The sequence below is a fragment of the Halobacillus sp. BAB-2008 genome (assembly GCF_000328325.1).
In the GTDB taxonomy this organism is placed as follows: Bacteria; Bacillota; Bacilli; order Bacillales; family Halobacillaceae; genus Halobacillus.
Genome location: NZ_ANPF01000051.1, coordinates 88066 through 110930, shown reverse-complemented (window position 1 = coordinate 110930; position 22865 = coordinate 88066). Strand labels below are relative to the sequence as shown.

The window sequence follows — 22865 nt, the reverse complement described above, 5'->3', positions numbered from 1 at the left end:
AACATATAATTCAATAAATAAGAAAGAAAATAATTATTTTCTAAGCCATGCCTATAAATAAACTTAGAATATTAAGAAAGATAAACCAACTAAACGTTCCAATACTAAGGAAAACCGCTATCAAAGAGAAGGTTTTAAAAGAATCTATATGATTTCGTTTGTCATTAAAAAAAATAAACAAAGAAAAAATTAAACTGATAGATAGCAAAACTCCCAATGTAGCATTATAATTACCTACCCTAATACCTAAATAATTGTCTAGACCAAAAAGAGTGATTGCAATATAAAACAGATTAACTAATAATGCTATCCCTAAGAAAAATGACCTCATCATCAATCCTCCTATTCACCATTTCAGTAACTTAGAATGACTTCATAAAATAAAGTCATGAAAACACCTAACCTACCTCCTTTAATTTTGTAGATATTACAACCATACCATTAATAATCCAACCTTTTCCAATTATGAAGTGAATCAATTATTTCGAAACTGAGTCTCCCACAAACCTGCCCAAAACATTAAGAAGAGGGCAATTCTTCTGTTAAAGAATTGCCCCTTCTCTGGAAGACTCGATTTCGAGATAAATTCAAATATGATTAGATTTCTACCTATATCGAAATAGTAAGATACCTCTATTTTCTTCTTCAATTCCAATACGTATAATTCCTCCTACAGTCAAATATATCTGGAACTTTCATAAATTATATCCAAGTTTTATATGTTAAGGTCTATCATAGTTCAAAAAAATGAAAAAATTGAAACTTTTCAAGGGGCTGCTCCCTCATATAAGTAAGGAGGTGACACATTGGCACACAAAAAGACGGTCAAAAAAGCGATCAAAGGGAATGCAGAGGCCTTTGAATTATTAATTAACGAACAAAGAGAAAAACTTTATAAAACGGCTTGGCTCTATGTCAGAAATAAAGAGGACGCCCTCGATATTGTACAGGAAGCTGTTACCAAAGCCTTTGTGTCTTTAGCTCAGCTAAAAAAGCCTGAGTTGTTTAACGCCTGGCTGATGAAGATTTTAATACATACGGCTTATGATGTCCTTCAAAAGAAGAAGAAGGTTGTTCTTACGGATGACTTCTCTAACTTTCAAAGGAAAGAATCCATAGAGGTAGAAGAAAAAATCGACTTAATCTCAGCGATAACTAACCTGGATTACCATTACAGAACGGCTATTATCCTTTTTTATTTTCATGACCAGTCCATTCACACCATTTCTGAAATCATGGATAAGCCAGAAGGAACCATTAAAACGTACCTTCGTCGTGCCAAAGGTGAACTAAAAAAGGTGTTAGGGGGAGTGAATATCGATGAAAAAAGACTGGTTTGAGGAACGTTGGAATTCAATCGAAGTCCCAGAAGAAGAGTTAGACAAGGCTATTACAAACGGCATTCAAGCAGGTAAAAAAGAAACTCCCAATAAAAAGCACTGGAAGTTACCTGCCATGGTCTCATCGGCAGCTGCTTCGCTGATCCTGGTCTCTGGATTAGTTTTTTCACCCATAACCGAAGTCCTTGCGAAAGTCCCTTTACTAAATTTTGTTTATGATGAAATTTCCTTTCCTGTCGGGAGTGAGTTATTCAATAAACAGTTAGTCACAGAACTTAATGAAACAGCCACAAGTAACGGTGTAGACGTAACCATAACCAGTGCCTATTATGACAACACTCTCCTTGGTATTACGTTTAAAGTAACATCCGATCAGCTTTCGATAGAGGCTATGGACAGAAAAAACAGTCCACAAGCCGGTTATAGTTATTATTTATTTAATGGAGATGAACAAAATCAATGGGGAGGTTCCATGAGTCAATTAAAAGAAACAGAGGAAGGGTTTGTCGGAGCCATGGAGTTTCAGCAACGCGACCAATCCATAGGCGAGGACTTTACTCTTCCGATCACCTTTACTTCCATTCTAGGTAAGAAAGGAACATGGAAATTCGACATTCCCATTGAACAAAGAACTCCAGAAAAAATAATAATAGACGGACATGATACAACAACCAAAGGGGGCTATTCCTTTAGTCTTAATTCTATAACTAAAGGTGAAGCTACGACCATTCTTAATTACACCACCACACGACCCAAGAATGGAGAAGATGACCACTTTAGTATCGACGTGGAGGATGCACAAGGAGACCAATTGTCGAAAAGGAACATCGGTAAAACATTAAGTGTAAATAAAACCAATGAATCTATAAAAGTGAAGGAACAGTCTCTTTTCTCAAGTACACTCAACGAGAAGGATGACTATATTTTGATTCATCCTAAAGTAAGCAGAGATGAATTTGATACGATACAAGCTTTCCAGAAGACCCCCTTTGAAATCCAAAGCGATCGATTTGGATACACAATAGTGGTAGAAAATGTTCAAATGAACCATCGACTGCTAACGATTGATTATTATCTTAAGAATGTAGACCGAGAAAAATTAAAGAAAGATAACTTTCTTAATTTCGCCAATCAAATTAAGCTTATCCGGTCTGAAGACGTAATTGCAGGGGCAGATGGTCAAGCTCAGTATGAAGCTTTAAAAGAAGACTCTCTTATCTACGGTAATAATGGAGAAATTATTAATCAAGGTGAATTGCATTTACAGTCAACATTTGAAATAAAATCAAATTTCAATCTCAAGGAATATTCGCTTATGGTTCCCTTTGGAATTTTCAGTTCAAACGCTCCAATAGAATTAGATCCTATTAAAATTGATATTTCTTTTTGATAATTTATGTTCCATCAAAAAACAGCGCAACTTCTGAATTGGAAGTCGCGCTGTTTTTGGAAATAAAAGGTTATTTTAGAATAGACCCCGAGTCTTGTAAACCCAATATCAGGTTCACTTAAAAAAACATAACAAATTCACTAGCTTAAATTGTAGATATAAGCATATTCATAAACAAATTACTTTAAATGATACTTTGTTATAGTTTCAGCATATTGATAAAGACCCCGTTTTTCTAATTCTTCAACAAATACGGGCCAAGGGGGACGTTACTCATATATGGTTTGGGACCGGAGGAGAGTCCACCTCCTGGGCCTGTAGAAAGCCCCCCTCCATGACCTGTTGACATTCCGCCTTTGGGACCTGTAGACAAGCCTCCACCAGGGCCTGTATTCTTATTTCTATTCCACATACAATTACCTCCTACTAGTATATTGATTAGGTTTATTCAGGTAGAACAAGTTAACAACCTACACGTATAACATAGTCTTCTCTTGGAACTTCCCATTGTTTCTTCACCTCATTGATATTCTCCCAATCATAATATTCAAGAAGTATATGATTCTTATGATCAATTGGTTCATTACTTTTCTGTTTATAAGCGAGCTTAATTATATTCAATAGGTTACCTGGAATATCATGGATAGATTTATTTTTTATATATTCATATGCAGCAAAGGATTTTGACTCTCCTTTTTCATAATCCTCGGGCATTTCAGCTTCAAAAGTATGTTGGAAAACGTACTTTGGCGATTCACCAATTTCGCATAATCTCTCTATCTTATGATTAAGTGTAAGAGCAGCCTTTAAAGACGGGACTGTTCTTATATCACCTTTTTTGTTGTATTCAGTAATATCAAAATCATGAATACATGTGTAATCAACTCCAAAGTTATTTAAAACATTTAGAACAACATACATGGTCCCTTTACCAGCACAGTTAATGACAGATGTTCGTTGATAAACCTCTTCTTCCAATTCACCACTTTCAACTAACTTTTCACCAATTGACTTTAAAGCAACTACCTCAGTATCTCCTTCAACTAATATCACATTATTTGCAAAAAACATTTCATTTACGTAGGGATCAAACTTTAAAAGAGCTTGAAACCTCTCTTTTTCTTGATCAGGTAAACCATAAATATCTGAATTCACCTGCTTAACAGATATTTTTTTATCCTCTTTCATATTTAATTTGATTAAAGTACGATGTGGTTTTGAAAGATCAATAAAATTTGGAGAATGAGAAGTTGCTATAACTTGGAAGAATCCTTCATCCACCAGGTTGTAGAGTGTATCTTTGAATACTCTTGCTAAATGAGGATGAAGGTATAATTCAGGTTCTTCTATAGCAATTATTAAAGGTCTATTAACACCTTTCTCTTCTTCATTAAATTTTTTCTTGAATAATTTAAAACCTTTAAATATAGACAAAATAAAAGTTCGTTGAACACCATTTCCTTGATGTTTTAACGTTGTTTCTAATCCATTAAAATCGAAGTTAGGTTCCACTGAAGTACTTACAATATCTTCTAATGGACTGACATTAACATTAAACTTAATCTTTGTTGAAGTTACGTCTTTTAAAAATTCTTGAACTTCCTCTTCAAAGTAATTAATTTTTTCATCATTATGTTTATTTATTTTGTCCTGCAATAAACGTGCCTTCTCTTCCGCTTCCTTATATTCATCCAAGTTTTTTATAACGCTTTTATATAGTGAATATAAAGTTTTCATGTATTGAGAATTATTTTTCAAATCATCTGATGCATCCTTAACAGCTGGTATATAGACTATTTCTGGGAAGGCATTTAAAAAATGGGTTCCATCCTTTCCACCACCTAACTTTCCATCCCATCCTTCATAATTTAAATCGTGAGATTCCTCACCAGTAGTTTTAGATGCTCTTTCTACTTTTTGATCATAATTATAAATTGCCCGCACAATAAAATTACCACTATCTTCATGTACTGACTTTCTTATACCATGCAAGTCTAATTCTTCTGACGTAATATCCGTGAAAGTAGCATGAAAACTAACAGGATTAGAGGTTTCATAATTATGATAAAAGCTTTGATCTAATTTTGTTTCTTTTGAACCGAATTGTTTTAATGCTTGTAGTATAGTACTCTTACTATTATTATTTGGGCCTATAACAATAGAAATGTCTTCAATATGTAATGTTAATTCTTTTATACCTTTAAAGTTCCTTATAGTTAATTTTGATAGTTTCAAATCGACCCCTCCCACTTCCTTATTTTAACATAAGGGGAATGTGAATTTTTATAATTTTCAAATATTAATTAATTGACAATGCTCTATACTATATACTTAACTGCCAATTATCTCGAAACTGAGTCTTCAACTAACCTGCCCGTTTCTTTAAGACTTGAACCCAAGATATCTATGCCATCTACGATCTCTTATACGTCCAAAATATACGAAGTAACACAACGACAAGGGATAAAGGAATGCTCCACAATATTTGATAACTCCCTAACATATACATGAACAATACGGGCATCAATACAACCGCATAAATGCCCCATGTCTGTTTATGAGTGGAAAGATAATATCCGACGAAAGCTGTGACCAATGCCGGAAAGAGAACGAGGGACAGAAAAGACATAGTCATAGTGAACCTCCTTTTTTATGGCATCAAATCTTCCTGAAGTTTCCTTTTTATACTATGTATGTAGGAATAGATTCCTTATCCTTCCGCAGCATTAAAAAGCTGCCAGGGCGTAGCCCACGAACATGAAGATAAGGAAACGGAAGGTCATGATACTGTTCAAGACGATTCCAAGCCGGCTGCCGCCAAGTATTCCGAATACGACACCGATCGGATTGATGATGAACGTTCCCATCCAGAATCCGTAACCATAGTTTAATAGAAAGTTCGGCAGCCATAAGGCGGCGCCTAAACATGCACAAAGAATCGACAACAGCTGCCAGCGACTTTCTTTATCTACCGGGATGACACGATGCAACATAATTCCTCCTTCTTATGTAAAAAAATAAATAGTAATCGATGTCAGGATGACGGCTCGTACGCTTTTCCCTTTATTGTTTCGCCACGCACCGACAGCCGTCGTGATCCCGCTTATAGCGAGCAGGGCGATGCCGATCCGGTTGATAAGTGGAACGGAACCTGTCTGCCCGAGCGACGCAAGGAATCCTCCGACGACGAGAAAGCCGATGGTAACGATATAGGACGGCGAAGTTATCTCCTCTCTCGCTTCCTTTCGCTCCTCCGGCTCCATCTTGACGTACGTCATCCCGACGGCGCTGCCCATCGATCCCCACATGATGGCGAAGGGTATCCAAGCATCTAACACCTCGACGTTCATTGTTACCCTCCTTCGTTGATTTCTATTGCCGTTTCCTGTGGAATCAAGAAATCTAACAATTGCTGCCAATTATATCAAAATTCCACTCCCCTATGGAAGGCGCTTATCGTTTTACATAAGCAAAGGCCTGATCGAATCATCGATCAGGCCTTTGTCATCCTATCCGTAGGCGACGGGATGCTGGTTGTCTTGTTTTAATAGGACTCGATCGTGAAGCTGCTGCATCCATGCATCGAGGTTCTTTTCAGGCAGGAGGGCGCTCCACGCTTCGGGGTGGCAGTCGGCCGTCTCGACCTCCTTCGCTTGGAAAAGAGGGCTTGTCCGGATCAGGTTCGCTTGCTTCTTTTTTTGGTCTTCTGATCCGCACACGAGATGCACGAGTGCTTTGCCCGGCTCCTGTGTGACGGTATGGATTCCTAGTGTCTCTTTTTTCCGGTTGATCCGGTTCATCGTTTCATAGATTTCTTCTTCTTTCATTATAATGGCATACGCATCACGCTTGGCGGCTGCTATGCCGCTCCAGGTGACGTGTGCTTCAGCAAGGGTTTCCCGCAGCTTCCTCAGGTCGATATCGCCGGTCATGCGGAGAAGCGTCAGCCCCTTCTGTCCGGTGATACCGGTAACGCCGGGCGCTGTCAGGCCGGGAGCCAGCCGTTCGATGCGGGTTCCTTGGTCTGTATGGAAGCTGGACCGGACGTGCAGTGGAACGTCGTGGCTTCTGGCATGGAGGACCGCCCGTGGATGGATGACGGACGCTCCTGCCGCTGCCATCGCAAGCAGGCTTTCGTAGTCCATGCAGCTGTATTTGATCGCTCCTCGGACCGAACGTGGATCCGCGGAATAGACGCCGTCGACGTCTGTGAAAATGTCGCAGCGTTCGGCCCCTAATTCCGCAGCCAGCGCTGCGGCTGTCGTATCGGACCCTCCTCGGCCGAGGGTGCAGATTTCTCCTTCACCGGCGTTGCCCTGGAAGCCGGCGACGACGACGATCTTACCGGCATCCAGCTGCTCTTGGATCGGACGCGTAGCAATCTTCGTGATCCGTGCCTTCCCGTAGGCGTGTTCTGTCTGGATGCCGGCTTGTGGGCCGGTCAGGGCAACGGCATCGGCCCCTTTTTCCTTCAGGGCGAGCGAGAGGAGCGAACAGGAAACCTGCTCTCCTGTCGCAAGCAGAAGATCCATGTCCCGCGGATCGGGACGGTTCGTCAGTTCTTTGGCAAGCGAAAGCAGGCGGTTGGTGGAATCCCCCATTGCTGATACGACGACGACCAGCTGGCTGCCTTTCTCTCTTTCCAGCAGGATCCGGTCCCGGATGGCTGCGATTCGCTCGGTGGACTGGAGGGATGTACCTCCGAACTTCTGCACGATGATGGCCATCGTCTTTCCCTCCCATTCGTCAGTGGCTTTTCTCGATTCGTTGGAACTCGGCAAGGGCATTGGTGACCCGGCCGAATTCAGAGGCGTGCGGGCGATCTTCGCCGTCGGCATACCCGTAATCGACCATCCGGTTGCGGTTCAGGCACAGCTTCGTCAATGTCGGCTGGAAGAAGTCGAATAGTTCAAACCGCTCCTTCAGCTGCGGGAACCTGTCCTGGTAGTCATGGATGGACGCTGCGAGCAGTTCGAAAAAGCGCCGTTCGCCAAGCATGCCGTGCCGCTCCATCAACTGGCTCAAGTAACGGAGGTGACAGATGAACAGGCCGGTGAATATGAACTGCGTGAGCCCTTCCGGCGGCTCGCTGCGGAGCACTTCCTTCATTTCGTCGGACAAGCCGCTCAATTCTTCAAACGGCTGATCGGTAATGTTGACGTCATCGACGAAGTCCTTGATCGCAAGTCGATGGGGCTGGTAATCTTTCAAAACGAGGATCGTATTCTGCCGTGCGGGGAGAAGACCGTGCCGTATTGGTACAAGTAATGAAGCAGCGGGTCCATGACGACCTTGTAGAACTTCTGCATCCACGTATCAGGATCAAGACCGGATGCGGCGATCGTTTCTTTAATGTACGGCGTTCCTTCATGGTCTTCATGAAGAAGCGCGGCCAGCGTGATCGCCTGCTCCCCTTCCTCTAAATACGTGTAGATGCTTTCGCGCCAGATCGTCCCGAGCATCTCCAAATACTGATACGGCGCATCAGCGACGTTCGAGTAATGGGGATGATCGACGTTGATGCTGGCATTCTCTCCCGGCAGGATGACCCGGCATTCGTTTTTCAGGAAGTCATCCTGTTCGTACATCCCTTTGATGAGTTCGGTCACTTTCGGCGCTATTTTCGTGCGCTCGGACGGCAGACCGCGATAAACGAGCGTGTTCAAAATACTCAACGGCAGTTTGACGTGGTGCTTCTCCTGAGAGCTTCTGTTTACGAAGGTGCGGATCGATTGCTGCGGCAGGTAGCTGTCCGCACCGTCGCCGACCGGGATGATCCTTTTTTCTGCAAGCTCCTGGGGGAAGTTCTGGACAATCGTGTTTTCCCACTGCCACTCATGGACAGGGAAGAAGTAGTAGTCCTCCGCCCGGCCGCCGGATTGTCGGACGACCTCCTTGAAACGAGTCCGGTCTTTTTCGCTCAGCTCCTTCTCCAACAGGTCGTCCCAGTTCAAGCCGTCGACCGCCTGGAACGTGGCGAGCGTCTTATGTACAGCGATCCATGACAGCTTCACTTCCTGATGCTGCTCCGGTGCAAACCGCAGGTAGTCGCCGTAGCTGAAGCCGATTCTCCCTTTGTTATAGGTGATCCACGGGTGGCCGGTCATGTAGCCTTCGAGCTCGGCATAATCAATATCCAACAGCTCCCGGGAGGTAAGGTCCTTTTTGTTTAACAGGTGGACGTCCGCGATCAGCGTGGCATTCAATTCCTTGATTAAATGTCCCGTCGTTTCAGGGGACATTCCGATCGTCTCCTGAAGATCGATAAGCAGATCGACCGCGCTGTCTGCTTCCTGCTCCCCGTCCTCTGTGATCAGGCGGATGGACCGGGAGTCGACGTCGAAGCTGTCAAACAGGCGCGGCTCTGCCCGGAAGGTGTACACCGTCCCTTCCTTTGCTTCGAGCCGGTACGTGTTGGTACGTTCCTCCGTCGGATGGATCATATCCTCATACATATATTCCGCAAGCATCTTCGCCATCAGTCGCTGGTTCACTTTCTTCCAATCGTCTTCCTTCAGCTGTTCTTGAATATCTTGAAATAACACGTCAATCCCTCTTTTCTTTCGATTATGGATGGGTAAGTGCGGGCTGCTTCTTCGACCCGAACGTCTGGAATACGTGGGAGTCTTCGACCGGGTACACGTCCCTCCCTGCGATCCGGTTGATGATCACGGCATTCCGGTAGGCGCCGAGACCGAGGTCCGGTGCACCAACGCCGTGGGTATGGAGCTCCCCGTTCTGTACAAAAATGTCCCCTTCGGCTTCAAACGTCGTTTCGATGTCATACTCCCGGTTGATGACGAGCCTTCCCCGGTCATCTTTGACGAGTGCTTCTTCGATGCTTCGGAAAAAGGCCGGAATCCGCTGTCGATAGCCGGTACCGAGGATGACAACATCCGCTTCGGTTTCCACCGCTTCCCCGCTCACCCGCTGATATCCGCGCAGGGTCAGGCGGCCGCCCCGTCCTGCAAGCTCCGTCATTTCCGTCATCGCCTGGAGCTCGATTTCCGTTTTTTTGCCTCCGACGGTCCGTTCATACAGGTGATCATAAATGTCTGCGATCAGTCTCAGCGCTTATTCCTTTGTACAAGAGGCTCTGATCCTCCAGCAGCTGGTCCTTCTTCCATTGCGGGAGGGCGTGGAAGAAGTCGATATAGTCCGGTGAAAAGTACTCCAGCCCGAGCTTGGAATATTCCATCGGGAAGAAGCCCTTCGACCGGGTGTACCATTGAAGCGAGCCGCCGCAGTTCTCTTGATGCTTCGCTATATCAAGGAACACCTCGGCTGCACTCTGACCGGAGCCAATGACGGTCACAGCCCCGTCGAGCTCCGCTTCCTCCTTCCTCTTCAAGTATTCCGATGTATGGAAGACGTTCGGTCCGAGTGCTTCCCGGAAAGCTTCCGGCACACCCGGTTCGGTCCCGATCCCCATTACGATATGACGGGTGATATAGGTCTCTTCCTCTCCACGGCTCAGGTCGCGGATCCGCACTTGATAAAGGTTCCGATCGTCCCGTTCCACCATCCGGACCTCCGTCACCTCTTTGCCGAATCGGCAGGAATCAAGGCGCTTACTCACCCAGCGGCAGTAATGGTCGTATTCCTTCCTCGGAATATGGAATTTCTCCAGGAAGTAGAAGTGATAGAGACGGTTATGTTCCTGCAGGTAGTTCAAATAGCTGTGCTCGCTCTTCACATCTGCCATGCTGACAAGGTCTGCGAAAAACGGGACCTGCAGCGTCGTACCTTCGATCAGCATATGAGGGTGCCATTGGAAGTCCGTTTCCCTTTCGAAGAATACAGCATGGACATCCTCTACCCCGTCCAGCAGGGCGGCCATTCCCAAGTTGAACGGCCCGAGCCCGATTCCGATGACATCATAGACAGGTTGTGTCGTATACATCGTTCCACCTCTTTTCAAATTCTTCTCGTTCACAAAACATCAGCTGCGCCTGCTTATCAGGGAGGGGGATCGGCTTTATCCTCCGGAAGCCGCACCTTTCGAACACATGGATCATCTTCTCATTGCGGATATCCGGTTCTGCTGCGACTTTTGCCGTCTTAGGCTCCTGGAATTGGTACCGCACCATTTCGCGGAGGAAAGGCAGGGCACAGCCTTTACCAAGGTATGCTTTCTCCCCGATCAGCAGGTGGACGCCCTGATCGAATGGGGCGGCGGGATACGAGCCTTCGAGAACGTCCCCCTGTACCCAATAGGCTTCCCAATAACTGACCGGTTCTCCATCAATCGTTCCGATATACAGCGTCTGGTGGCTGTCTGCGAGCGCTTTTTCATAGTGGGTACGGAAACGGTCGAGCGGAATATCCAAGTTCCAGAACGAATGGACGTGTTCCTCCTGCATCCAGCGATGGACAAGCGCGAGATCATCGATTCCGGCGCGGCGGAATCCGATCGTCCGGCCGATGTCTTCCGCATAGCGTTCATATTCACACACCATGGATCGTCCCTTCCTTCACTGCGATCGGGTTATCGATGTTGGTGTACACGGACTGCGCTTCCATCGGCCCTTCCAGCTCGTCCATGTCATACAGCCTCGTCAAAAGATTGGCTTTACACGGCAGTTTACCTTCCGTAAGCAGGCTTTTGGCGACAGGAGATTCCGGATGGAGCTGAAGGCGCTCTCTCAGCATTTCCATCAACACCTCTTCCTCGATCAGCCCGCCTGTTCCGAAGCCGTTGATAAGACCGAATAAATGATTGAAGAAGAAATAATAGCGCATCCGTTCTTCCGCCACATCATCTGCGCAGATCGTGTCGCTCGTTTCGTTCAAGGAAGGAAGCAGTGCTTTCAGGAGGTCCGCTTTCGACTCGCTGAAATAGTACCCCTGGTTGTCCCGGTAATAAAAACGGGACGGATAGCCGTTTTCCAGGCGGACGACGGCATTCTGCTGATGGGCCTCAAGCGCAATTCCGTAGGTCGAATACATCCACATCATAGGATCGAAGCTGATCGACAAATACTTTTCAAACCAGTCGAGGCTGACCGCTTCCGTCGACCGCCCTTCCTTCTCGGCAAGGCTGTGGATGATGCCCGCTATCCGCGATCTGTCTCCGTACGCGTGATCCTGGACGAGGGCTGCCACGGGACTCACTCCGGATGCCTGCTTTTCCACGAACGGATTCTCACGTAAGATGACATCGAAGCCGGGGACGTCCTTCAAGCGGATCGATGCCGGGTCCTTGATGATATCGAAATCCGGAAACGCTTGTTGCAGACGGGTACCGAGATCGGTCGCGAGCAGTCGGGATACCTCTACCCCGCGGTCCAGCTCCTTCGGCTGATTACAGCGAAGGGAGTTGGTGATTTTCACCGGGACGGAGAACTTGAACATCCACGGGGATGAGCTGTTGTAAACGGTGCGGAAGGAGGATGTCGCCGTATAAAAAGCTCCTGCCGGCCCGAGGTAAGTCAAAGCCCCGGACTCGAGAAGACGTTGTACATCCTTTCGCTTAAGCAGGCTCGCGGACTGGAGCGGATGCATCGGAAGCAGCACGCGTCCTCCGCCGATCTCTTTTTTCAAAAACTCTGCCGCCCCTTCCCGCTGCGCTTCCTCCTGAATGAGGACGGAGGCAGGCCGGTCGAGACTGGAATCCTGCGCGACGATGTCCGGGTCCGCACTGAAATAATCGAGTTGGAATATTCCCTTATGCTCGGGTGCGTACGTTCGGTCTTCGGCATCCGTCAGTCCCTGTTTGCTCTTCGGGGTCGGGTGGAGCAGATGACCGAACAGCAGCGACTGCTCCGCTTCGATATAGTCGAAGTCTTCTCTGGAGAGCTGATGGCGGTCTTCCCACCGCGCTTCGATGTACTCCTTCATTTTCCTGCAGCTGAGGAGCACCCGCAGGATGAGCTCATCTTCCGCCCATTCCTGCCCGTTCCCGATCAGCCACTCTTTGACGAGGAGCGTCGTCATCGTCACGTAGTCGAGGGTGTGGGCATCTTCCATGCCCTCGGTGTAGTAGACGGCCGGGAACCGGAAGAGGTGCCTCCCCGTCAGTGACCAATACTGCAGCGGTACGTCGATCACCATCTTCTGTCTCGTGAGCGGGATTCGGATCCTTTCTTCTCCTCCGCTGATGCGTTCATAATTTTCGGTTTCTCTCACATAGCAATTGAGGAAACTCTGCATCGTCGCCTGTTCGGCTGTTTCCTTCGCTTTCATCAATGGGAATCTCCTCCTGTCGTCCGTTTGTCCGCAGCGTCAAGAACTGCCTCGATGACTGCCTTCACATCCGCTTCTGTCGTCCGCGGATTCAAAATCGTGCATTTCAAATACGTTTCTCCCCGAACCACCGTTTTGGCGATGATCGGCTTCCCTGAGGTGAAGAGGTCCTGCTGGATCTGCCGGTTCAGAGCGCCGCGGTCTACGTCTCCGCTCCCTTTGTACTGGAAAACGACGGCGGACATTTCCGGTTCTGCATTTTCCACAAGAAAATCAGGATGGCCGGCTAAGCGATCGGCAGCAAAACGCGCCGTCGCCATCGTCTGGTCGACCATGTCGCCCAGCACCTCTGTCCCCACCGTCTTCAGGGTGACGAGCACTTTGAGCGCATCAAAGCGCCGCGTCGTCTGCACGCTTTTGTTGACGAGATTCAAAATGCCGTCCTCTTCGTCCGCTTTCGGATTCAAATAGTCGGCATGGTGGGACAAGAGCCTCATGTGGCCGCCGTCCTTCAGCAGGAACAGTCCGCAGCTGATCGGCTGATACAGCCATTTATGAAAATCAAGCGTGACGGAATCCGCTCGCTCCAGTCCCGCAAGCTTCCCTTTGTGTGCCCGGCTGAAGAGAAGCCCCCCGCCATAGGCAGCGTCCACGTGAAACCAGATGCCTCGCTCTTGGCATATATCCGCAATCTCCTCCAGCGGATCGATGCTGCCGAAATCCGTCGTCCCGCACGTGGCCGCGACGGCAAAGGGATGGAGTCCTGTTTGTTCCATTTCATCGAGCGTATCCTTCAGAGCGGCCGGGTCCATCCGGTGATGCTCATTGACGGCGACCGGAATGACGGCATCCTCTCCGAGACCGAGCTGGGCAAGACTTTTCCGGACGGAGAAGTGGGCTTCTTCAGAACAGAGCACACGCAGCTTCCGGAAGTTCTCCGGGAGCCCCTTTTTCTGGACGTCGTGTCCGAACCGTTTGAGGCAGTATGCGTCTCTTGCAAGCAGCATGCCCATATAGTTGGACTGGGTCCCGCCGCTTGTGAACACGCCGTCCGCCTCTTCCGGAAACCGGACTAGATCCGCCCAGTACTTGACGAGCATTTCTTCGACATACGTTGCCGCCGGACTTTGATCCCACGAATCCATCGATTGATTCCATGCTCCGATCATCACCTCTGCCGCTATACCTGCGACAAGCGGCGGGCAGTGGAGATGGGCCATGCTCTGTGGGTGGGAGACGTGCAGGCTGTTCTTCAAAACAGGGTCCTTAAGTTCATTCCATACGTCCTCAAGCGCCCGGCCATTCACAGAGTCCGTGTCCATCGCTTGTATCTCCGCTCTCACCTGCTGATGGGACTTTCCAATAAAGGGCTGATCGACCTCTTCATATACGTCCAGCACCGCTTCTGTAACAAGCTCCATCTGCTTACGAAAAGCGGTAAGTCCTGCTTCTCCGTGGAGGAAAAGGTGATCGAACGCCGTGTTCGTCTGTTTGCATGCCGTTGTCATCGTTTCACCCCACCGTCGCAGCAGCAGTCGCTTCTCGGAGAATCGCCACCACGTCATCGATTTGTGCTTCGGTAATGATCAGCGGCGGCAGGAACCGGACGACGGCGCCGTGCCTTCCACCTACTTCAAGGATTAACCCGCGGTCGAAGCATTCCTTTTGAATACGGCTTGCGACTGCCGCGTCTGCCGGCAGGCTGCCCTGGATCGATGCTTTTCCTTCCGGGTCGACCATTTCCATTCCGATCATCAATCCTCTCCCGCGGACATCGCCGATCGCCGGGAAATCACGCTGCATGTCTTTCAATGCTTTCATCAGCTTCGCACCCATTTTTTCCGCATGTTCCGATAAACGCTGCTCTTTCACGTATTTCAATGTCGCTGTTCCGGCGGCCATCGCCATCTGGTTGCCTCGGAACGTCCCGATATGGGCGCCCGGTTCCCATGCGTCCAGCTCCCTGTCGTACACGACGACGGATAACGGCAGGCTGCCGCCGATCGCTTTCGATAGAACGAAGGCGTCCGGGACGATGCCGGCATGCTCGAAGGAGAACAGTCGCCCTGTGCGGCCGATCCCTGTCTGGACTTCGTCGATGATCAATGGAATCCCCCGCTCCTTCGTAATCCGGCGCATTTCCTTTAGCCATTCAATCGGAGCAGGGATAGCTCCCCCTTCGCCCTGGACCGTTTCGAAGATCATCGCTGCCGGGGGAAGAATGCCGCTCTCCGGATCGTCCAGCAGCTGTTCGATATAGGTGGCGCTCAGCGCCTGTCCCTCGTCCCCGCCTTTACCGAACGGGCAGCGGTACTCGTATGGATACGGCAGGAAGTGGGTATCCGGCATCAATCCCTGTACATGCCGCTTCGGAGCAAGGTTGCCGCTTATGGACATCGTTCCATGCGTCGCTCCGTGATAGCCGCCCTGGAAGGTCAGGATGCTCTGTCTTCCTGTCGCCGTCTTTGCAAGCTTCAGCGCTGCTTCGATGGCATCTCCTCCTGTAGGTCCGCAGAACTGTACCTTCGCCCGCTCCCGGAAGCCGTCCGGGAGGCTGTCGAACAGTTCGTCGACGAAGCTTTCTTTTACTTCTGTCGTAATATCAAGCGTGTGAAGCGGCAGGCGGTCACGAAGGACCTTCTCCATCGCTTCGATGACGACCGGATGGTTGTGACCGAGGGCTAGCGTACCGGCACCGGCAAGACAGTCGATGTAGCGCTTCCCTTCGACGTCGGTTATGTAGATGCCTTCCGCTTCCCGGATGGCTAATGGAATACGGCGCGGATAAGAGCGCGCATTGGATTCTCTTCGTTCCTGCTGATCTAATAATTGTTTATTGGATTTTTTTGTTTGGATACTCATTTCATTCAGCTCCTTGTCTCTTCTGTTCGTTAACCTACCGATATCGTAATTGATAATGATTTTCAATGTCAACGGTAGTTGAGAACTATTATCAGTTGGTGAGATGAAGAAATATCCTCTACAATCCCTGTTACGACCGCATTCTCTCTCCTTTTGCAAGCACTGCTTTTTTTCTGACAATTAGGAAAAAAGACCTGTTACTTAAAGAAGAAAATGGTTATATTTCCAAACATTAATTTGTCGTTTTCGTGACGTACGCGTCATGGACTTTGTCGACTCCTGCCCCTATGATTAAGAAGAAGATGGAAAAAACAGGAGGGATCGTATGAAAAGAAGAACGATGTCACTCGTCCTCGTCACTGCCATGGGCGCAGCTATGATGCCCGGCTCCACGCTTGAAGCGGTCGAAGGTCCGTCGATCGAGATGGAGAAAAAAGAAAACCCGCATGCCTCTGTCCACCGCCCGTCTTTCCCGGCATCTTCGTGGGACCATCCGCTTCCTTCCTCTCCCGTCCTGCATCCCGGTTCTATCCGCGGAGCTGGTATGAGAAGCGGACCGCTGAAAGCAATCGATCCGTTGATCGAGCAGGCGATAGCCGATCAGGTGATGCCGGGTGCTGTAACCTTCGTCGCCCGCCGGGGCCACATTGTTCAGCAGGAAGCCTACGGCTACGCTGTCCGGTATAAGGATGATGCCTTCACAGAAATAAAAAGTCCGATCAAAATGACGGAGCATACCATTTTCGACCTCGCCTCCATCAGCAAAATCTTCACGACGACCGCCGCCATGAAGCTGTATGAAGACGGGAAGTTCAAATTGGATGACCCCGTCGCCAAGTATCTGCCGGAATTCGCTGCCAACGGCAAAGAAGACGTGACGATTGAGCAGTTGATGACCCACACCTCCGGATTCACACCATGGATTCCCCTATACCAAGTCGACGGAGACCGGGACGACCGGATCCAGCACGTGCTCCAATACCCGCTTGAAAATGCCCCGGGATCTACATACACGTACAGCGACCTCAACATGATCACGCTCGGCGCACTAATTGAACGTCTGTCCGGCATGCGTCTCGACACCTTCGTCAAACAGGAAATAACCGGACCGCTTCAAATGAACGACACGATGTACAATCCACCAGCACAGCTCAAGGCCCGCATAGCCGCAACCGAATACCAGCCGTGGACCGAGCGCGGACTCGTCTGGGGAGAGGTGCATGATGAGAGCGCCTGGTCCCTGGACGGTGTCGCCGGCCATGCAGGCGTCTTCTCGACTGCTTCCGACCTCGGCAAATTCGCTCATATGTTTTTGATGGAAGGGAAATACGGCGGCACCAGAATCCTTGAACCGGAAACGGTCGAGCTGCTCACGGAAAACCGGATCCCACAGTTTCCCGGCGATGACCACGGGCTCGGATGGGAACTTCAGCAGGGCTGGTTCATGGATGCTCTCTCTTCCCCGTCTACGTTCGGTCACACCGGCTATACAGGAACGTCGATCGTCGTCAATCCGGCGAACCAGACCATTGCGATCCTGTTGACAAACCGGGTGCACCCGACACGGGAAACGGTATCCACCTCCCCGACGAGACGTGCGTTCGCCAGACAGGTCGCCGATGCCATACCGGTAGCGTCTTCCACGAAGAAGGCCGAACGATGGTTTGCCGGTTATGGCGACAAGCTGGCCAGATCGATGACGGCAGAAGTCGATTTGAAGAAAGCTGCCACTCTTTCCTTCGATACGTGGTACCGCATCGAAAACACCTATGACAATGGTCGCCTGGAACGATCGACGGACGGCGAGAATTGGGAAGAGTTGGAGGTATTTACCGGGGAAAGCGATGATTGGGTTCATAAGGACTTCTCTCTGCCGAAAGACACCAAATTTATCCGCTTCACGTATGAAACAGATAACGCCGTCAACAACCGGGGCTGGTACGTAGAGGGAGCAAAAATCAACAAGAAGCCGCTCGATTTTGATACGAATGAATGGGAGAAACGATAGTAAAAAAAACGCCCGGGAGCTTGATGCTCCACGGGCGTTTTACATTTCCTGTCAAAGGTTATAGTAAAAAATAGAAAGAGTAAAGGAGGTAGACTGTGAGCAGAACAACCAAAATCACGCTGTTTGCAATCTGTAGTGCCGTTTTAGTCGGATTTCTCATGTATGATCTGGTGGTTGGAGACTTTGGTTATCGGACCTTCCGTCTGATCGGTGTCATCGCTGTCGCCTTTTACATCCTCTATACCGTCCTTTCAAAAAAGAAAAAAAGTGAACTATGACAGCGTCGACGCTTTCCGGTCCGATCTCTGTTCCTGAACGGTCTCCTTGTGCTCCTCATCGTACAAATGACAGGCGACCTGGTGCCCTTCTTCGGCCTCCTGCCACACGGGTACCTTCTGTGCGCAGATGTCCATGGCGACAGGACACCTGGTCCGGAAGACGCAGCCGCTCGGTGGATCGATCGGACTTGGGATTTCCCCCTCGATCAGCACCTGCTCCCGGGCATCCTCAAGGTCCGGATCGGGAATGGGAATCGCAGATAAGAGCCCTTTTGTATAGGGGTGCAGCGGGTTCGCGTACAGACGATCGCTGCTCGTCAGCTCCACTAGATGACCAAGATACATGACACCGATCCGGTCCGAGATGTGCTGGACCATCGATAGGTCGTGGGCGATGAATAAATAGGTAAGCCCCTTCTCTTCCTGCAGCCTTTCGAGCAGGTTGACGACCTGGGCTTGAACAGACACATCCAATGCCGATATCGGTTCATCTGCGATGACGATATCCGGATCCAGCGCAAGCGCCCGTGCGATTCCAATCCTCTGACGCTGGCCGCCGCTGAATTCGTGCGGATAGCGGTTGGCATGATCCCGGTTCAGCCCGACCTCTTCCAACAGCTCATAGACCCGCTCCGTCCGTTCTCGCCCACTGGAAAACAGACCGTGGATTTCCATCGGTTCGGCTATGATCTCCGCAACTGTCGATCGTGGATTTAAGGAAGCATATGGGTCCTGAAAGATCATCTGCATGTTCCGTTTCAGGTGGAATTGTTCTTTCGGATTTCTCCCGTGGACGCTTTTCCCTTGATAGAGCACTTCTCCATCCGTACGGTCATAGAGATTCATAATCGTCCTTCCTGTCGTCGATTTCCCACACCCGGATTCCCCGACAAGACCGAACGTTTCGCCTTTGTATATATCGAAGCTGACGCCGTCCACCGCTTTCAACGTCCGCCCTTTTCCTAAATGGAAGTGCTTCTTCAACTGTTTCACTTCCAACACTTTTTCTCTGTCCATCAAGATGCCCCCTCTTCTGTCCCATACCTTCTTGCTCTGCACCATTCCTTCTCGTAATCAGAACCCTGCAAATCTATGATTTCAATCGCCTTGCCGATATTCGGGGAATGCAGCATCTTTCCATGTCCGTAATAGAAACCGACGTGGTGGATCCTGCCTTTTCCTTCTTCATAAGCAAAGAATAATAGATCCCCCGGTTCGACGCGATCCAACGGGATGTCTATGCCATGGAGGGCCTGGTCGGACGCATCACGCGGAATAACGTGACCCTGCGCTTTGTGCATGTTGTAGGCGAAACCGGAGCAGTCATAACCGAACGCGCTCATTCCGCCCCAGAAATACGGAAGACCCTTGAAAGCCTCTGCCGTCTTTATGATGGACGCCCCGCTTCTCTCCCGGATATCCTTCGGTTTGCTTCGTGCATCTTCTCTGCTTACATAGCCTTCCCCATCCGCCAGTCGGACCCGGATGAACGAGTCTTCCTCATACAGGAAAGGAAGCTCGGTCAAAAAGCTGATTTCAAACAGCGGCTGTTTTTTCTCGTCGTAAAGGATAGTTGCTTTTGCATGGACGATGACCAGATCGACGCCTTTCCAGTCCGCTTCCGGCACCTCTGTCAATTGGCGGTACGGCACATAGCCTGGATATCCACGCGCATCCTTGCTCGAAGGCTGACTCGGAATGACAACCTTCGCCCAGTCACCCTCCACCTCATCGACAAGGACACGTTCACCGTAAAGCAGCTGGGATTGGACGAGGTTATCGTCACACATGGCATGCTTCGCCGGGTCATCCAACTCCTCCAGCCACTTCTTCACAGAAAACGTGCGCTCTAATCCCTGTTCGTCGATCGTTCGCGGGGACTCCGGTGATGTCCATACCGTTGCGACCGGTGCCGAGACGATCCAGATTCTCTCCTGTTGATTCATCTTGTCTTCCCCCTTTTCTTCTCTATGATAGGACGTGTTCCTGGAACCGCACCTCATCGATTCCAAGCCCTGGTTCATCGGGCATAGTCATAACGGCACGGTTGTACACGACACCACCGACGATTGGATCTCCCGTCAGCATGAGCGGTGCATCGAAATCGACCTTGGTTACATTATTCAATCCAGCGGCAAAATGGGCGGCAGCCGTGATCCCGAGCTTCGTTTCAATCATTGAACCGACCATGCACGGGATACCACAGCTTTCTGCCATGGCGTTGATTTTACATGCTTGATGGATGCCGCCTGATTTCATCAGCTTAATATTGATCATATCGGCACTTCTTGTTTCAAGGACCCGCTTTGCGTCCGCCGGTGAAAAGACGCTTTCATCAGCCATGACGATCGTATGGGTTGCGTCCGTCACCTGCTTCAGTCCTTCGATATCTCCTGCCTTCACCGGCTGCTCGACGAGTTCGATCGGCAGCTTCAGTTCTTCCATCCGCCGGATGGCGCGGATGGCGTCTTTCGCACTCCATCCCTGATTCGCATCAAGGCGGATTGCAGCATCGTCCCCGATCCGGCTGCGAATTGCCCGGATCCTTTCTATGTCCTTGTCGATCGAGTCTTTCCCGACCTTCACCTTGAGCGTGCGGAAACCGTCTTTTATATATCGTTCGGCATCGTCCGCCATCTCCTCCGGCTCATTGACGCTGACCGTATAGTCGGTCTCAAGCATCCGCTTCGCCCCTCCGAGAAACTGATAAAGGGGAAGGCGGCAGAAGCGGGCGAGACAGTCATGGATCGCGATATCGACCGCTGCCTTGGCACTTGTATTACCGACACAGCTTGCATGAAGTGCTCCAAATAAAGTGTCTCTGCTAAGCACGGATTCTCCAAGGAGAACAGGGGCCAGGATCGTGCGGATGGTGTGCTCGATACTTACGAGACTTTCTCCTGTTATGACGTGGGTCGGCGGCGCTTCGCCCCAGCCGATGATCCCGTTGTCGCACGTCACCTTCACATAGATGGATTGTGCAACCGTCACGGTCCGGAGCGCCGTCTTGAACGGTTTATGAAGCGGAACAGCTATCGGGTAGGTGTCTATGGAGGCTATCTTCAAATCTCTCACCCTTCCTTTCTATAAACATACCGGTTATGTAAAAGAAAAAGAGGCAGTCTTTCCGTGACGGAAAACGGCTGCCTCTTTTCGTTGATCCTTACTTCTTATCTGCCCATTTCAATTCAAGATATCCGACCGGGTGACGGACGATATCTGAAACGGAATCTTTCTCCAGCAGCACTTGGTTGTAGAAGTGAATCGGGAAGATCGGCATTTCTTCGAACAGCACTTTCTCTGCTTCATACATCAGCTCCCAGCGCTTCGCTTCATCCGTCTCCGCTTTCGCATCGGCAATCAACTGATCGTACTCTTCATTTGACCAGCCGGTCCGGTTCATGGAGGAGTCGGAGATGAAGCTCTCCAGGAAGTTGATCGGGTCTGCATAGTCAGCAAGGAAGGAACTTCTGGAAAGCTGGTGCTCCAAGTTCTTCTGCGCTTCCAGGAACACGTTCCATTCCGCATTTTCAAGGGTCACATCGACATCCAGATTTTCCTTGAACATTTGTTGGATGGTTTCCGCTACTTTCTTATGATCTTCACTTGTATTGTAGGAAAGTGTGACAGCAGGAAGTTCATCATAACCTTCTTCTTCCATTCCCTCTTCCAGTAATTTCTTCGCTTCCTCTGCATTGAATTCGATCAGGTCGCCGTTATGCTCACGGAAATCATCCCCGGACGGCCCTTCAAATCCGTAGGACACGAAGCCGTATGCCGGCTCTTCGCCGTTCTTCGTAACATAATCGACGATGTCCTGCTGGTTCACAGCCATGGCGAACGCCTGTCTGATCTTTTTATTCTGGAACGGCTCTTCATTGACGTTGAAACGGTAGAAATACGTTCCCGCCTGATCCGTGATGTTGACTTCTTCACTATCCATCAACTCATCAGCAAGCTCTGCCGGGATGTAGGACGTGTCGAGCTCGCCGCTCTTATACATCTGATATTCCGTATTCTCATCAGGAACCATGGACCATTTGACTTCATCCAATTGAACGGTTTCGTTATCCCAGTAGTTTTCACTCTTCTTAAAGACCATTTCGCTGTCATGCTTCCATTGATCAAGCGTGAATGGTCCGTTACCGACGAAGCTGTCCGCTTCGGTGTACCATTCCGGATTCTCTTCTGCCACCGACTGATTGATCGGGAAGAATGCCGGATTGGAGATGACGTGAAGGAAGTAGCCGGTCGGTGCTTTCAGCGTCACTTTCAACTCTATATCGCTGACCGCTTCCACCATGACGTCATCCGCTGTTCCATCCCCTGTGTTGAATGCTTCTCCACCTTCAATGAAGTAACCGAGGAACGCAGCTGGTGAAGCCGTTTCCGGATCCAGCAGACGCTTCCAGGCGTACTCAAAATCCCCTGCCGTCACGTCATCGCCGTTGGACCATGCCGCATCATCACGGATTTTAAACGTGTACACTTTTCCGTCTTCCGACACTTCCCATTCCTCTGCCGTTGCAGGCTGTGGAGAATGATCTTTACCCAGACGGGTCATACCTTCCATCAAGTTGTTCAAGGCATTCCAGGACAAGTTATCAAAGCCCATCGGCGGGTCGAACGACGTCGGCTCTTCCCCGTTATTGATGAGAAGCGTCTTCGTACCACTCTCCTCCGAGCCGTCCCCTTCATCTGATCCTTCACTAGAACTCTCATTTGCCGTACAAGCCGCCAGCATCGCGACAAGTACAATCCCCATGATTAACGTCAACCACTTTTTCATACGTGCTCCCCCT

18 protein-coding genes and 2 pseudogenes are annotated in these 22865 nt (G+C 49.3%); 4 read left to right on the top strand and 16 right to left on the bottom strand.

Annotated features, from left to right (window positions below; all coding sequences use genetic code 11):
- Positions 1-806: 806 nt before the first annotated feature.
- Together D479_RS12380 and D479_RS12375 are read left to right on the top strand one after the other, a co-directional pair.
- Positions 807-1340 (top strand): sigma-70 family RNA polymerase sigma factor, encoded by a 534-nt coding sequence (locus tag D479_RS12380; RefSeq protein WP_008637533.1) that lies wholly within the window; start codon positions 807-809, stop codon positions 1338-1340.
- A complete protein-coding gene (locus tag D479_RS12375; RefSeq protein WP_008637532.1) occupies positions 1321-2730 on the top strand; it encodes a DUF4179 domain-containing protein in 1410 nt (469 codons plus the stop codon). Before D479_RS12380 ends, D479_RS12375 begins: the two co-directional genes overlap by 20 nt.
- Positions 2731-2965: 235 nt before the next feature.
- Here the strand turns inward: D479_RS12375 and D479_RS20245 are convergent, their stop codons facing one another.
- The 12 genes and pseudogenes from D479_RS20245 to D479_RS12320 all read right to left on the bottom strand — a co-directional run bounded on the left by D479_RS20245 (position 2966) and on the right by D479_RS12320 (position 15777).
- Complete coding sequence (locus D479_RS20245) at positions 2966-3142, bottom strand: hypothetical protein (RefSeq protein ID WP_008637531.1); 177 nt, start codon at positions 3140-3142, stop codon at positions 2966-2968.
- 50 nt (positions 3143-3192) lie between these two features.
- Complete coding sequence (locus D479_RS12370; RefSeq protein WP_008637530.1) at positions 3193-4965, bottom strand: AAA family ATPase; 1773 nt, start codon at positions 4963-4965, stop codon at positions 3193-3195.
- A gap of 178 nt (positions 4966-5143) precedes the next feature.
- Positions 5144-5365 (bottom strand): hypothetical protein, encoded by a 222-nt coding sequence (locus D479_RS12365; RefSeq protein ID WP_039871423.1) that lies wholly within the window; start codon positions 5363-5365, stop codon positions 5144-5146.
- A 91-nt stretch (positions 5366-5456) separates the two neighbouring features.
- The gene (locus tag D479_RS12360; RefSeq protein WP_241210931.1) at positions 5457-5720 is read right to left on the bottom strand and encodes a hypothetical protein; all 264 of its coding nucleotides are present in this window, start codon (positions 5718-5720) and stop codon (positions 5457-5459) included.
- Between the two features lie 15 nt (positions 5721-5735).
- On the bottom strand, positions 5736-6080 hold the full coding sequence (locus D479_RS12355; protein ID WP_008637524.1) for a hypothetical protein: 345 nt from the start codon (positions 6078-6080) through the stop codon (positions 5736-5738).
- 159 nt (positions 6081-6239) lie between these two features.
- Positions 6240-7457: an aspartate kinase gene (locus D479_RS12350; protein ID WP_008637522.1), complete on the bottom strand. Its 1218-nt coding sequence runs from the start codon at positions 7455-7457 to the stop codon at positions 6240-6242.
- A gap of 19 nt (positions 7458-7476) precedes the next feature.
- A pseudogene (locus D479_RS12345) lies at positions 7477-9275 on the bottom strand (IucA/IucC family siderophore biosynthesis protein).
- A gap of 22 nt (positions 9276-9297) precedes the next feature.
- Positions 9298-10633: pseudogene (locus D479_RS12340) on the bottom strand (lysine N(6)-hydroxylase/L-ornithine N(5)-oxygenase family protein).
- Positions 10608-11156, bottom strand: coding sequence for a GNAT family N-acetyltransferase (locus D479_RS12335; RefSeq protein ID WP_039871435.1), 549 nt, complete (start codon positions 11154-11156; stop codon positions 10608-10610). The pseudogene D479_RS12340 and the gene D479_RS12335 overlap by 26 nt, the downstream one beginning before the upstream one ends.
- Positions 11157-11178: 22 nt before the next feature.
- A complete protein-coding gene (locus D479_RS12330; RefSeq protein ID WP_039871422.1) occupies positions 11179-12915 on the bottom strand; it encodes an IucA/IucC family protein in 1737 nt (578 codons plus the stop codon).
- Entirely contained in the window at positions 12915-14480 is a 1566-nt protein-coding gene (locus D479_RS12325) for an aspartate aminotransferase family protein (RefSeq protein WP_081594830.1), read from the bottom strand. Before D479_RS12325 ends, D479_RS12330 begins: the two co-directional genes overlap by 1 nt.
- Complete coding sequence (locus D479_RS12320; RefSeq protein WP_008637510.1) at positions 14428-15777, bottom strand: aspartate aminotransferase family protein; 1350 nt, start codon at positions 15775-15777, stop codon at positions 14428-14430. The genes D479_RS12325 and D479_RS12320 overlap by 53 nt, the downstream gene beginning before the upstream one ends.
- 325 nt (positions 15778-16102) lie before the next feature.
- On the opposite strand from D479_RS12320, the gene D479_RS12315 reads away from it, so the two are divergent.
- Positions 16103-17785 (top strand): serine hydrolase domain-containing protein, encoded by a 1683-nt coding sequence (locus D479_RS12315; RefSeq protein WP_008637509.1) that lies wholly within the window; start codon positions 16103-16105, stop codon positions 17783-17785.
- Between the two features lie 95 nt (positions 17786-17880).
- Positions 17881-18063 (top strand): hypothetical protein, encoded by a 183-nt coding sequence (locus D479_RS12310; protein WP_008637508.1) that lies wholly within the window; start codon positions 17881-17883, stop codon positions 18061-18063.
- Here the strand turns inward: D479_RS12310 and D479_RS12305 are convergent.
- The 4 genes from D479_RS12305 to D479_RS12290 form a co-directional block, all read right to left on the bottom strand.
- The gene (locus D479_RS12305; protein WP_008637507.1) at positions 18058-19080 is read right to left on the bottom strand and encodes an oligopeptide/dipeptide ABC transporter ATP-binding protein; all 1023 of its coding nucleotides are present in this window, start codon (positions 19078-19080) and stop codon (positions 18058-18060) included. The genes D479_RS12310 and D479_RS12305 overlap by 6 nt on opposite strands.
- Entirely contained in the window at positions 19080-20009 is a 930-nt protein-coding gene (locus D479_RS12300; RefSeq protein WP_008637506.1) for a C40 family peptidase, read from the bottom strand. The genes D479_RS12305 and D479_RS12300 overlap by 1 nt, the downstream gene beginning before the upstream one ends.
- A gap of 22 nt (positions 20010-20031) precedes the next feature.
- Positions 20032-21129: a dipeptide epimerase gene (locus D479_RS12295; protein WP_008637505.1), complete on the bottom strand. Its 1098-nt coding sequence runs from the start codon at positions 21127-21129 to the stop codon at positions 20032-20034.
- Positions 21130-21226: 97 nt separating this feature from the next.
- Positions 21227-22852 (bottom strand): peptide ABC transporter substrate-binding protein, encoded by a 1626-nt coding sequence (locus D479_RS12290; RefSeq protein WP_008637504.1) that lies wholly within the window; start codon positions 22850-22852, stop codon positions 21227-21229.
- Between the last annotated feature and the right edge of the window lie 13 nt (positions 22853-22865).

What these genes read in the sequence shown, in the direction of transcription:
- D479_RS12320 (WP_008637510.1), bottom strand. Translation starts at nt 15,777, where the DNA reads ATGAGTATCCAAACAAAAAAATCCAATAAACAATTATTAGATCAGCAG.
- D479_RS12330 (WP_039871422.1), bottom strand. Translation starts at nt 12,915, where the DNA reads ATGAAAGCGAAGGAAACAGCCGAACAGGCGACGATGCAGAGTTTCCTC.
- D479_RS12290 (WP_008637504.1), bottom strand. Translation starts at nt 22,852, where the DNA reads ATGAAAAAGTGGTTGACGTTAATCATGGGGATTGTACTTGTCGCGATG.
- D479_RS12305 (WP_008637507.1), bottom strand. Translation starts at nt 19,080, where the DNA reads ATGGACAGAGAAAAAGTGTTGGAAGTGAAACAGTTGAAGAAGCACTTC.
- D479_RS12350 (WP_008637522.1), bottom strand. Translation starts at nt 7,457, where the DNA reads ATGGCCATCATCGTGCAGAAGTTCGGAGGTACATCCCTCCAGTCCACC.
- D479_RS12300 (WP_008637506.1), bottom strand. Translation starts at nt 20,009, where the DNA reads ATGAATCAACAGGAGAGAATCTGGATCGTCTCGGCACCGGTCGCAACG.
- D479_RS12315 (WP_008637509.1), top strand. Translation starts at nt 16,103, where the DNA reads ATGAAAAGAAGAACGATGTCACTCGTCCTCGTCACTGCCATGGGCGCA.
- D479_RS12365 (WP_039871423.1), bottom strand. Translation starts at nt 5,365, where the DNA reads ATGACTATGTCTTTTCTGTCCCTCGTTCTCTTTCCGGCATTGGTCACA.
- D479_RS12355 (WP_008637524.1), bottom strand. Translation starts at nt 6,080, where the DNA reads ATGAACGTCGAGGTGTTAGATGCTTGGATACCCTTCGCCATCATGTGG.
- D479_RS12325 (WP_081594830.1), bottom strand. Translation starts at nt 14,480, where the DNA reads ATGACGTGGTGGCGATTCTCCGAGAAGCGACTGCTGCTGCGACGGTGG.
- D479_RS12375 (WP_008637532.1), top strand. Translation starts at nt 1,321, where the DNA reads ATGAAAAAAGACTGGTTTGAGGAACGTTGGAATTCAATCGAAGTCCCA.
- D479_RS20245 (WP_008637531.1), bottom strand. Translation starts at nt 3,142, where the DNA reads ATGTGGAATAGAAATAAGAATACAGGCCCTGGTGGAGGCTTGTCTACA.